Source organism: Caulobacter sp., from assembly GCF_035254145.1.
Classification (GTDB): Bacteria; Pseudomonadota; Alphaproteobacteria; order Caulobacterales; family Caulobacteraceae; genus Caulobacter.
Window position 1 is genome coordinate 1 of sequence record NZ_DATFAV010000328.1, and the last position, 10,865, is coordinate 10,865.

13 protein-coding genes are annotated in these 10,865 nt (G+C 66.3%); 3 read left to right on the forward strand and 10 right to left on the reverse strand.

Annotated elements, in window-relative coordinates; genetic code table 11:
- Positions 1–60: 60 nt before the first annotated feature.
- A complete protein-coding gene (locus tag VJ655_RS19650) occupies positions 61–600 on the reverse strand; it encodes a DUF177 domain-containing protein (protein WP_324114048.1) in 540 nt (179 codons plus the stop codon).
- Positions 585–1,115, reverse strand: coding sequence for a ubiquinol-cytochrome C chaperone family protein (locus VJ655_RS19655; protein WP_324114050.1), 531 nt, complete (start codon positions 1,113–1,115; stop codon positions 585–587). The genes VJ655_RS19650 and VJ655_RS19655 overlap by 16 nt, the downstream gene beginning before the upstream one ends.
- Before the next feature lie 121 nt (positions 1,116–1,236).
- Between VJ655_RS19655 and VJ655_RS19660 the strand changes: the two genes are divergently transcribed.
- Together VJ655_RS19660 and VJ655_RS19665 are read left to right on the forward strand one after the other, a co-directional pair.
- A complete protein-coding gene (locus VJ655_RS19660) occupies positions 1,237–1,722 on the forward strand; it encodes an outer membrane protein assembly factor BamE (protein WP_324114052.1) in 486 nt (161 codons plus the stop codon).
- 218 nt (positions 1,723–1,940) lie between these two features.
- Positions 1,941–2,528: a response regulator gene (locus tag VJ655_RS19665; RefSeq protein WP_414647010.1), complete on the forward strand. Its 588-nt coding sequence runs from the start codon at positions 1,941–1,943 to the stop codon at positions 2,526–2,528.
- A gap of 77 nt (positions 2,529–2,605) precedes the next feature.
- On the opposite strand, the gene VJ655_RS19670 is transcribed toward VJ655_RS19665, so the two are convergent.
- From VJ655_RS19670 to glyA, 7 genes are all read right to left on the reverse strand, one after another.
- Complete coding sequence (locus tag VJ655_RS19670) at positions 2,606–4,744, reverse strand: sodium-translocating pyrophosphatase (RefSeq protein ID WP_324114057.1); 2,139 nt, start codon at positions 4,742–4,744, stop codon at positions 2,606–2,608.
- 257 nt (positions 4,745–5,001) lie between these two features.
- Positions 5,002–5,505 (reverse strand): hypothetical protein, encoded by a 504-nt coding sequence (locus VJ655_RS19675; RefSeq protein WP_324114059.1) that lies wholly within the window; start codon positions 5,503–5,505, stop codon positions 5,002–5,004.
- A gap of 147 nt (positions 5,506–5,652) precedes the next feature.
- Entirely contained in the window at positions 5,653–6,711 is a 1,059-nt protein-coding gene (thiL, locus tag VJ655_RS19680; RefSeq protein ID WP_324114061.1) for a thiamine-phosphate kinase, read from the reverse strand.
- A complete protein-coding gene (gene nusB / locus VJ655_RS19685; RefSeq protein WP_324114063.1) occupies positions 6,671–7,120 on the reverse strand; it encodes a transcription antitermination factor NusB in 450 nt (149 codons plus the stop codon). Before nusB ends, thiL begins: the two co-directional genes overlap by 41 nt.
- Positions 7,117–7,581: a 6,7-dimethyl-8-ribityllumazine synthase gene (locus tag VJ655_RS19690; RefSeq protein WP_324114065.1), complete on the reverse strand. Its 465-nt coding sequence runs from the start codon at positions 7,579–7,581 to the stop codon at positions 7,117–7,119. Before VJ655_RS19690 ends, nusB begins: the two co-directional genes overlap by 4 nt.
- Before the next feature lie 63 nt (positions 7,582–7,644).
- On the reverse strand, positions 7,645–8,118 hold the full coding sequence (gene nrdR, locus VJ655_RS19695; RefSeq protein WP_324114067.1) for a transcriptional regulator NrdR: 474 nt from the start codon (positions 8,116–8,118) through the stop codon (positions 7,645–7,647).
- A 31-nt stretch (positions 8,119–8,149) separates the two neighbouring features.
- Positions 8,150–9,436: a serine hydroxymethyltransferase gene (gene glyA, locus VJ655_RS19700; RefSeq protein WP_324114068.1), complete on the reverse strand. Its 1,287-nt coding sequence runs from the start codon at positions 9,434–9,436 to the stop codon at positions 8,150–8,152.
- Between the two features lie 164 nt (positions 9,437–9,600).
- On the opposite strand from glyA, the gene VJ655_RS19705 reads away from it, so the two are divergent.
- On the forward strand, positions 9,601–10,044 hold the full coding sequence (locus VJ655_RS19705; protein ID WP_324114070.1) for a MucR family transcriptional regulator: 444 nt from the start codon (positions 9,601–9,603) through the stop codon (positions 10,042–10,044).
- Positions 10,045–10,159: 115 nt separating this feature from the next.
- Here the strand turns inward: VJ655_RS19705 and hemA are convergent.
- The coding region (hemA, locus tag VJ655_RS19710) for a 5-aminolevulinate synthase (protein WP_324114072.1) at positions 10,160–10,865 on the reverse strand (706 nt) is incomplete at its 5' end.

Sequence of the window (10,865 nt, forward strand, 5' to 3'; positions counted from 1 at the left end):
CCTCAAGGCGGCGGACGATACATCCGCGTGAATATCACGCAAGCGGTCGAGTCGGGGGCTCTACCCCTCGTCGTCCTTGGTTTTTAGGCTCTTGAGCGCCGAAAAAGGGGAAAGTTCGACCGGTTCGGGGGGCTGAACGAAGACCGCGCCCGGCTTGCGCGGAAAGGGATCCAGCTCCAGCGCCAGATGCTCGACCACGTAACCGGATACGTCGATCGTCTCGCCTTCCAAGACGTCGGGCGGATCGTCGCCATCCGGATCCGCGCCCAGGTCGCCGAACTCCTCCTGCGGAGCGTTCTGGCTGTTGGCCGGCAGAACCCGCAGGTCGAAGCGGGCGTCGATCGGGGTTTCGAAGTCGTCGGCCGTCGCGCTGCAGACCTGGACCACCCGGGCGCGCAGCACGCCGGAGACCTCGGCGCCGTCCAACCAGGAGGTCAGGAACACTTCGGCGCTCAGCGCCTCCAGGCTGACGAGGCCAAGTTGCTTGGCGATGGCCTTGCGCTGTTCGGCGGTGGGCTCGAGACGCAGCTTGACGGCGCCACGGTCAACCTGGGCCAGCGGGATCTCGCACGGCCAGGGCGCGGTCACGGGTTCGGCCAAGTCACATCTCCTTGCAGCAAGGCCTCCAGCGACTGATCCGCGAGCGCCTTTCGGGTCTTGATCACATAGGCGCTCAGAGCCGCCACGTCGCCCTCGCCCCTTTCTTCGAACGCGGTGCGCGCCAGGAAGTCGACGACCGCCGTCGTGTCCGGCGGGCTCGCCACCGCCTCGTCATAGGCCTTCAGGCGGCCATAGAAGGCGCCGGCCAGCTTCTTCATCTTCTTGCCGACCGAGGTGTCGGCCACGCCGATTTCGCGGAAGGCGTCGTCCAGGCCCTTCACATAGGAATCGAACACGGCCTGGGACACCTCGCCCGCCGCCTCGCCGTGGCCCTTCAACCGTTCGATCAGGAAGATCACGTGCAGGCTGAACAGCTCGAAGCGGCCCTCCATCGAGTCGCGGACGCCGAAATCGCGATAAAAGACCGGCGCGCGCGCCTGCGCGACCGCCGAGGCGTACAGCTTGGCGCCCGCCGCCTTGGCGGGCCTGGGCTTCAGCCATCGATCCAGAAACATTGAAACGCCTCGATTTCGCCGCGACATCCCGCTATGCGCGGGGTCCGCTTTCACGCGGGCATTGAACTAAGCTCCCGCGGGCGATAGGTCAAAGTCTGCATTTTTCCGGTTCGGAGCCTTGATGTCTCGCCCCGCCGTTTTCGCCGCCGCCGTTCTGGCCCTGGCCTCCGCCACCTCGGCCTGTACGCCGTTGACGAGCTATTCGGGCTTCCAGGCCATCGAAGCCAAGCCCGCCGACATGAAGGTCGGCGAGGACAGCAAGTCGACCCTGATGGAAAAGCTGGGCTCGCCGTCGGCCGTTTCGACGTTCGATCCCAACACCTGGTACTACATCTCGCAGACGACCGACCGGGTGGCCTTCTACATGCCGCGGGTGATCAAGCGCGATGTGGTCGCCATCAAGTTCAATCAGGCCGACGAAAAGGTCGCCTCGGTGAACACCTACACGCTGAAGGACGGCAAGGTGATCGCCTACAACGGTCGCGAAACCCCGACCCGTGGCCGCGAGATGACCATCCTCGAGCAGTTGCTGGGCAACGTCGGCCGTGGCGGCATGCTTCCGCAGGACGACCAGGCTCCGGGCCAACGCCCAGGCGACCGCCGCTAACAGGCGTCCCAATTCAAGAATTCGACGAGCCGTCCGCCGCAAGGCGGGCGGCTTTTCTTATTTCGCGCCCACGGCGACCGCCACACCCCAAGTCACCCTGGCGCGTTTACTGTGAATTCAAAATTGACCATCCTGGGACGGACAGAATGTCGCATCCTCAACACTCCATAAACCGAGCTTGAGCGATCATTGGATTCTTATCGCTACAGACATCGGCGATGCGAATTCACGGAGGCGAAGGGAGGCGCGCTGTGGAGACAACAGATCTTCGTGCGCTGTCCGTTCTGCTCGTCGACGACAACGCCAACATGCGCAAGGTCATCACCGCCATCCTGAAGGCGGCGGGGGTCCGCAAGATCCACGAGGCCGACGACGGCCTGAGCGCCCTGCGAATCTTCCAGTCCCACGAGATCGACATCATCTTCACGGATCTGGTGATGCAGCCGGTCGATGGCTTGGCGTTCGTCAAATGGGCGCGCACCTCGACCGCCAGCCCCAACCCCTATGTCCCGATCATCATGATGACCGGCCACGCGACCCAGCGCACCTTGAACGAGGCGCGCATGGCGGGGATCACCGAGTTCCTGGCCAAGCCGCTGACGGCCCGCACCGTGATGCACAGGATCAACGAGATCATCAACAATCCCCGCCCCTTCGTCCGGGCCAAGGAATATTTCGGCCCATGCCGACGGCGGCGGATCGATCACGACTTCGCCGGCGCCGACCGACGCGGGACCCGGCGCGCGGGGGCGCTGGTCCCGGTGCGGGACGCCATGGCCGAGATGGATCCCGAAGACGTCTACTGACACGCGGGCCGCCGCCAAAGGAAAACGCCCCGGAGTCTCCTCCGGGGCGTTCCAGTTTTCGGCCTTTCGCTTGCGCGTCAGCCGCCGTGGGCCAGCACCGCCAGAAGCAGCAGGGCCACGATGTTGGTGATCTTGATCATCGGGTTCACGGCCGGACCCGAGGTGTCCTTGTAGGGGTCGCCGACGGTGTCGCCGGTGACGGCGGCCTTGTGGGTGTCGCCGCCCTTCTTGTGCAGGACCCCGTTCTTGTCGGTGAAACCTTCCTCGATCACCTTCTTGGCGTTGTCCCAGGCGCCGCCGCCGCTCGTCATCGAGATGGCGACGAACAGACCGGTCACGATCACCCCCATCAGCATGGCGCCGAGCGAGGCGAAAGCGTCCACCTTGCCGGCGATGGCCTTGATCACGAAGAACAGCACCACGGGCGAAACCACCGGCAGCAGGCTGGGCACGATCATTTCGCGGATGGCGGCCTTGGTCAGGATATCCACGGCCTTGCCGTACTCGGGCTTGACCTCGCCGGTCATGATGCCCGGGTTCTCGCGGAACTGACGGCGCACCTCGGCCACGACCGACTCGGCCGCGCGACCGACGGCGGTCATCGACATGCCGCCGAACAGGAACGGCAGCAGGCCGCCGAACAGCAGGCCGACCACGACGTACGGGTTCGACAGGTCGAAGGTCACCGCGCCCATGCCGTCGAAGAAGCTGCCCGGCGTCGCATTGGCCGAGAAGAACTTCAGGTCTTCGGTATAGGCGGCGAACAGCACCAGGGCGCCCAGGCCCGCCGAACCGATGGCGTAGCCCTTGGTCACGGCCTTGGTGGTGTTGCCCACCGCGTCGAGGGCGTCGGTGGTGACGCGGACTTCCGGAGGCAGGCCCGCCATCTCGGCGATGCCGCCGGCGTTGTCCGTCACGGGACCGAAGGCGTCCAGCGCGACGATGAAGCCGGCCAGCGACAGCATGGTCGTGGTGGCGATGGCGATGCCGAACAGGCCGGCCAGGTTATAGGTGACCACGATGCCGACGATGATCGTCAGCGCCGGCAGGGCGGTGGCTTCCAGAGACATGGCCAGGCCCTGGATCACGTTGGTGCCGTGGCCCGAGACCGAGGCCTGGGCCACCGACTTCACCGGGCGGAACCCCGTGCCCGTGTAGTACTCGGTGATCATCACGATCGCGGCGGTGACCGCCAGGCCCACCAGGCCGCAATAGAACAGGCCATCGGCGGTGTAGGTGCGCGTGGCCGTCACGACCGCGGTCGGGATCAGGTCGTGCAGCACGTACCAGACCGCCGGGATCGACAGCACGCCGGTCACGATGAGGCCCTTGTAGAGGGCGCCCATGATGTTCTGGCTCTTGCCCAGGCGGACGAAGAACGCACCGATGATCGAGGTGACGATGCAGACCGCGCAGATGGCCAGCGGCAGCAGCATCATCGCGCCGACGGCCTCGGAGCCGCGGAAGAAGATCGCCGCCAGGACCATGGTCGCGACCGTGGTCACCGCATAGGTCTCGAACAGGTCGGCGGCCATGCCGGCGCAGTCGCCGACGTTGTCGCCCACGTTGTCGGCGATGGTGGCGGCGTTGCGGGGGTCATCCTCGGGGATGCCGGCTTCCACCTTGCCCACGAGATCGCCGCCAACGTCGGCGCCCTTGGTGAAGATGCCGCCGCCCAGACGGGCGAAGATCGAGATCAGCGAGGCGCCGAAGCCCAGGGACACCAAGGCGTCGACGACGCCGCGGCCCGTCGGCTCCATGCCCAGGACGCCGGTCAGCACCCAGTAGTAGCCCGCCACGCCCAGCAGGGCGAAGCCGGCCACCAGCATGCCGGTGATGGCGCCGGAGGTGAACGCAAGGGACAGCCCCTTGGCCAGCCCTTCGGAGGCGGCCTGCGCGGTGCGGACGTTAGCCCGGACCGAGATCAGCATGCCCGCGAAGCCCGCCGCGCCCGAGAGCACGGCGCCGACCAGGAAGCCCAGAGCGGCCCACTGGCCGATCAGCAGATAGACGGCCACGAGAATGACCGCGCCGACGATGGAAATGGTCAGATATTGCCGCCGCAGATAGGCCTGGGCCCCTTCCTGGATCGCCGCGGCGATCTCCTGCATGCGTGCGTTGCCGGCCGAGGCCCGCATCAGACTGGCTGCTTGCACGGCGCCGTACAGCACCGCCAGCAACCCGGCCCCGATGGCCAGATAAAGCCAAAGACTCATTAGGTTCTTCGCCCCTTCGCGCTTCTTTGCAACGAGGGGACGCCGATCCGCCGGCGACGGCCTTGAGCCAACTCAAACAAGCCAACTCAGTCCGCCGTCGAGGTCGACAGGCGGGCCTTTTGGCCTCGTGCCCCCTCGTACTCCCTGAAATGACGCTCGAACGGCGTCATGTGAAAGAGACTGTCAGATGCCCGGGAGGCGCGCAACCCGTGTCGATACAAGCGATTCCGCGCCATTCAAGGCCAAGTTCGCCGGAATCAGGGGTTGGGATCGTCCGGCTTCTGCTGGATCGCCCGCAACGCGGCGGCGTTCGGCGGCATGACGTGCTGACGCGGGATCTGCTTGGCGATCTCGACCGAAGCGACCTTGCCCTTGCCGAACAGGACGGTGCATTGGCTGAGGACGAAGGCCTTGAGGCGCGGCCCGTCGACCTCCTGCCAGGTGTCGGGACGGACGAAGGGCGTGCGGTAGGCCGCGCGCATGATGGCGTCGCGCAGGGCCGGCTCCTGGGCCTTAAAGCCCTCGACGTCGCCGCCGGAGGAAAGCTTCAGGGTCAGGGCGACGAACACGTAGTTCACGATCCGCCCGTTGGCGATGATCGGAATGGTCATCGAGCCGAGCTTGTAGCTGGGATCGAGCGCCTGCTCCTCGCCCTCTTCCTTCTTCTTCTTCTCCGAACGGGCGAAGGCGGGTCCGCTCGCCATCATGGCGACGGCGAGGCTCAGGAAAACTCGGCGCGAGGCGGGAGAACGCGGGCTCATGCGTGGCTTCTAGCAAGCGGGGCTTGAGATTCCCCTACCGGCTAGAGCCTGTCCGCTTGAAACATCACAAGCGGATAAACAGGCTCTATCTCAAACATTTGGAGCGTGGCAGGCGCCGAAACCGCTCACGCTTTCGGCTGCCACGCTCTAGCCGTGCAGCCATCCCAGTCGCGAGGGCGTAACGTCGCGCCCCTTGTAGTAGGCCGAGACCCCCTCGCCTTCCACGAACTCGCCGACTTCGCTGACCTTGACGCCCGCCGCCGCGGCCGCGACGCGGAAGGCCCAGGCTTCGGCCGGGTCCACGGCGCAGACGATCTCGTAGTCATCGCCGCCGGAGGCCAGGGAAATGCGTCCCTCGACCTGCTCGGGCTGCAGGTCGAGCCAGGCTTGCGCCCCGGGAGACAGCGGCAGGCGCTCGAGATCGACCCGCACGCGGCAGCCGCTGGCCTTGGCGATATGGCCGCTGTCAGCCAGAAGGCCGTCGGAAACGTCGGCCGCGGCCCGGGCGTGCTGGCGCATGGCGTCGCGCAGATTGACGCGCGGCTCGGGCTGGCGATAGCGGCGCAGCATCGAGCCATCGGGATCGGAGACCTCGCCCCATTGGGCCAGAAGGCCCAGCCAGCCGTCGCCGATCGTGCCGGAGACCATCAGGCGATCGCCCGGCTTGGCGCCGCGCCGCAGGATGGCCCCGCCCTGCGGAACCCAGCCCAGCAGGGTCGCCGACAGAACCAGAGGCCCGGAGGTGGTGACCGTATCGCCGCCCAGCAGCGAGATGTCGAACAGCGCGCCGTCCTCGGCCAGGCCCCGCGCGAACATTTCCCGCGAGGCGACGTCGGCCCCCGAAGGCCAGCCCACGGCCAGGAAATAGCCGTACGGCTCGGCGGCCTTGGCGGCGAGATCCGAAAGATTGGTCCGCAGCAGCTTGCGCGCGATGACGTCGAGGGCTTCGTCCACCAGGAAGTGCACGCCGCCGACCATCGCGTCCTTGGTGATCACCAGGTCATAGCCCGGGCGCGAGGGCAGCACCGCCGCGTCGTCCAGCAGATCCAGGGCCGCCGGATCCCCCCGGGTCAGGGGGCGCAGCAGACGTGCGATATGGTCGAATTCCGTCGCGGGCGCCGCCACGGTCGGCGGCGCCTCGTCTTCAGCGAACCAGTCTTCTTCGTCAGTCTCTTGCATCACGGGCGATCGCGTCGAGGGCGCCATTGATGAAGCCTGACTCAGGACCCTCAAAAAAGGATTTCGCGATCTCGACATATTCGTTGATCACGACCTCGGTCGGAACGTCCGGCCGGTACATCAGCTCGAAGGCCCCCGCGCGCAGCACGGCGCGAGCCGTCGCGTCGAGACGATCAAGCCGCCAGCCCGAGGCCAGTCGCTTGACGATGCCCTGGTCCACGCGCGCCTGATTGGTCACGACGCCCTTGGCGAGTTCGGCGAAGAAGGCCTCGTCGGCGGCGGCCAGGCGCTCGCCCTCGACGTCACGGTCGAAGCGATGTTCGGAGAATTCGCGGATCACGGAATCGACGCCCGCGCCCGACACTTCCATCTGATAGAGGGCCTGAACGGCGGCGAGACGCGCGACCGAACGCGGTTGGATACGGCCCCCGCTCATCGGTTGCGTCCCAGAAACTGCCGCTTCAGCGCGATGGTCTCGAGACACGCCTTGGCCGCGGCGCCGCCACGGTCGCCTTCGCTGACCCGGGCGCGCGCCCAGGCCTGCTGCTCGTCGTCGACGGCGAGCACGCCAAAGCCGATCGCCAGGCGACGGCCGATGCCCAGGTCCTGCAGCCCACGAGCGGTCTCGTTGGCGACAAGTTCGAAATGGTAGGTTTCGCCGCGGATCACGCAGCCCAGCGCGACGTAGCCGTCATAGCGCAGCCCCACGGGGCCTTGGCCGGCGTCCTCGGCCAGGGCCACGGCGGTCGGGATCTGCAGCGCGCTCGAGACCGTGATCACGTCATATTCCGCGCCATAGGCCTCGATCGCCTGCGCGGCGCCGCGCAGCAGTTCGTCGGAGACGCCCGAATGGCTTCGGCCCTCCACGATCAGCAGGCGGATGTTGTCTTCAACCATAGAACTCGAATCTCCACGGTCGCGTCGCGACGCGACCAGAAACACACATTAAGGCTTAACGGACTATAGATCGTCTTCGACGGCGTCGCTTAGGCCTTCTTCGCCCAGGAACTTGGCGAAGTCGCTCGTTTCCTTGAAGTCGCGGTACACCGAGGCGTAGCGGACATAAGCCACGTCATCGAGCGATTTCAACGCCTTCATGACCATTTCGCCGACCGTCGAGGACGGCAGTTCGGTCTCGCCCATGCTCTCCAGCTGGCGGACGATCCCATTGATCATCCGCTCAACCCGCTCTGGGTCGACCGGCCGTTTTTGCATCGCCAGCATGATCGAACGGACCAATTTGTCGCGATCGAACGGCGAACGCCGGCCCGAACGCTTCAGAATGATCAGCTCGCGCAGCTGCACCCGCTCGAAGGTGGTGAAGCGCCCGCCGCACTCGGGGCACATCCTGCGGCGACGAATGGCCGCACCGTCTTCCGACGGGCGGCTGTCCTTGACCTGGCTTTCGGCATGTCCGCAGAAGGGGCAACGCATGATGTGGCCCCTCCCGCGAGACCCGTCTCTATTAGTTGTAGATCGGGAAGCGGGCCGTCAAGGCCAGCACTTCCCCGCGCACCTTGGCCTCGACGGCGGCGTTGCCTTCGGGGCCGTTGGCGGCCAGACCGTTGACCACTTCGCCGATCAGTTCGCCCACGCGGGTGAACTCGGCTTCCTTGAAGCCGCGGGTCGTGCCGGCCGGCGTGCCCAGGCGGATGCCCGAGGTGACCGTGAACGGCGCGGTGTCGAACGGCACGCCGTTCTTGTTGCAGGTCATGTGGGCGCGCTCGAGGCTGTGCTCGGCGTCGCGGCCGGTCACGCCCTTGGGACGCAGGTCGACCAGCATCAGGTGGCTGTCGGTGCCGCCCGAGACGATATTGACGCCCGACTTGCCCAGGGCCTCGGCCAGCGCCTTGGCGTTGGCGATGATCTGCTGGGCGTAGGCCTTGAACGACGGCTGCAGCGCCTCGCCGAAGGCGACGGCCTTGGCGGCGATCACGTGCTCCAGCGGACCGCCTTGGAGGCCGGGGAAGACGGCCGAGTTGATCTTCTTGATGATCGCCTCGTCGTTGGTCAGCACCATGCCGCCGCGCGGACCGCGCAGGGTCTTGTGGGTGGTGGTGGTGACGACGTGGGCGTGCGGGATCGGGCTGGGGAACACGCCGCCGGCCACGAGACCCGCGAAGTGAGCCATGTCGACCATCAGATAGGCGCCGATCGAGTCGGCGATCTCGCGGAACTTGGCGAAGTCGATCTCGCGGCTGTAGGCGCTGCCGCCGGCGATGATCAGCTTGGGCTTCTCGCGCTGGGCGATCTCGGCCACGCCGTCATAGTCGATCAGCTGGTCCTGCTGGCGGACGGTGTAGCTGATCGGCTTGAACCACTTGCCCGACTGGTTGGCGGGCGAGCCGTGGGTCAGGTGGCCGCCGGCGGCCAGGTCCATGCCCAAGAAGGTGTCGCCCGGCTGCAGCAGCGCCATGAACACCGATTGATTGGCCTGCGAGCCCGAGTGCGGCTGGACATTGGCGAAGCCCGCCCCGAACAGCTTCTTGGCGCGCTCGATGGCGATGGTCTCGATCTCGTCGACATATTCGCAGCCACCATAGTAGCGCTTGCCGGGATAACCCTCGGCGTACTTGTTGGTCAGGATCGAGCCCTGAGCCTCGAGCACGGCCTTGGAGACGATGTTCTCCGAGGCGATCAGCTCGATCTGGTTCTGCTGCCGATCCAGCTCGCGGCCGATGCGTTCGAAGATGTCGCGATCGGCGGTGGCGAGGTCGGCCCCGAAAAAGGCGCTTAGGTTGGCTTGGGTCATCACGCTCTCCTGGCGTTACGGGGAGTCGGCAGAGGCGCCTTCTTTAACGGGATAGGCGCGGCGATCAATCTCGGAACCACATGCTTAGCTGTGCGTTGCAGTCGCGCAGGGCGGCTATCACCCCCTGCGCCATAACAACTGCAACAATGGTAGTGGGGTATCTCATGGCGTCTCAGGGCGGCGGCACGGACACGACAAGCGACAGCGGCGTCGATATCCTGGGGCTCAGCGCCGAGATCGTGGCGGCCTACGTAGGCCAGAATACGGTTTCCCAGACGGCCATTCCCGATCTTATCCGGACCGTCCACGAAGCGCTCAGCACGCTCAACAACGGCGGCGAGCCGGTTCGCCCGCCGGAAAAGGCCAAGCCGGCCGTTCCGGTCGGCCGCTCGGTCCAGCACGACTACATCGTCTGCCTGGAGGACGGCAAAAAGCTGAAGATGCTCAAGCGCTACCTGCGCTCGCACTACGACATGAGCCCGGAAGAATATCGCCGCAAGTGGAGCCTGCCGCCGGACTATCCGATGGTGGCGCCGGCCTATGCCGCGCGGCGCTCGGACTTCGCCAAGAAGATCGGCCTGGGCAAGGGCGTCCGGCGCGGCAGCTGACCGCGCCCAAATCCTTTGAAAGCCAGTCTTCGGGCACGCGAACGCCGCCGGGTTCCGGCGGCGTTTTTCGTCTCGACGATGTGCGGTCAGGTCGAAGTTGAAGTGCGTTTGATCCTTAAGCGGCGAAACCGCCCATGCGGGCGACGTTGCAACGGGCCCACAGCGTCTCCATCGACGCGACCAGCTTGCGCATCATGTCGTCGGTATGGAACGGCGTGGGGGTGAAGCGCAGGCGCTCGGTGCCGCGCGGCACGGTGGGATAGTTGATCGGCTGCACATAGACGCCGTGGTCGGCCAGCAGCATGTCGCTGATCATCTTGCAGTGGACGGGGTCGCCGACCAGCACCGGGACGATGTGGCTCTCGCTGTCCATGACCGGCAGGCCCGCGGCGCGGAACATGGCCTTCAGGGTCGCGGCGCGTTCCTGATGGATCTCGCGCACTTCCGGGTGCTGCTTCAGCCAGCGGACGCTGGCCAAGGCCCCCGCCGTCAAGGCGGGAGGAAGAGAGGTCGTGAAGATGAAGCCGGCGGCCATCAAGCGGATGGCGTCAACCACCTCGGTGTCGCCGGTGATGTAGCCGCCCATGACGCCGAACGCCTTGCCCAGCGTGCCCTCGATGATGTCGATGTCGCCCATCAGGCCTTCGCGCTCGGCGACGCCGCCGCCGCGCGGACCGTACATGCCGACCGCGTGGACCTCGTCCAGGTAGGTCATGGCGCCGTACTTCTTGGCCAGGGCGATCGTCCCGGCGATGTCGGCGATGTCGCCGTCCATCGAATAGACGCTCTCGAAGGCGATCAGCTTGGGCGCGTCGGCCGGC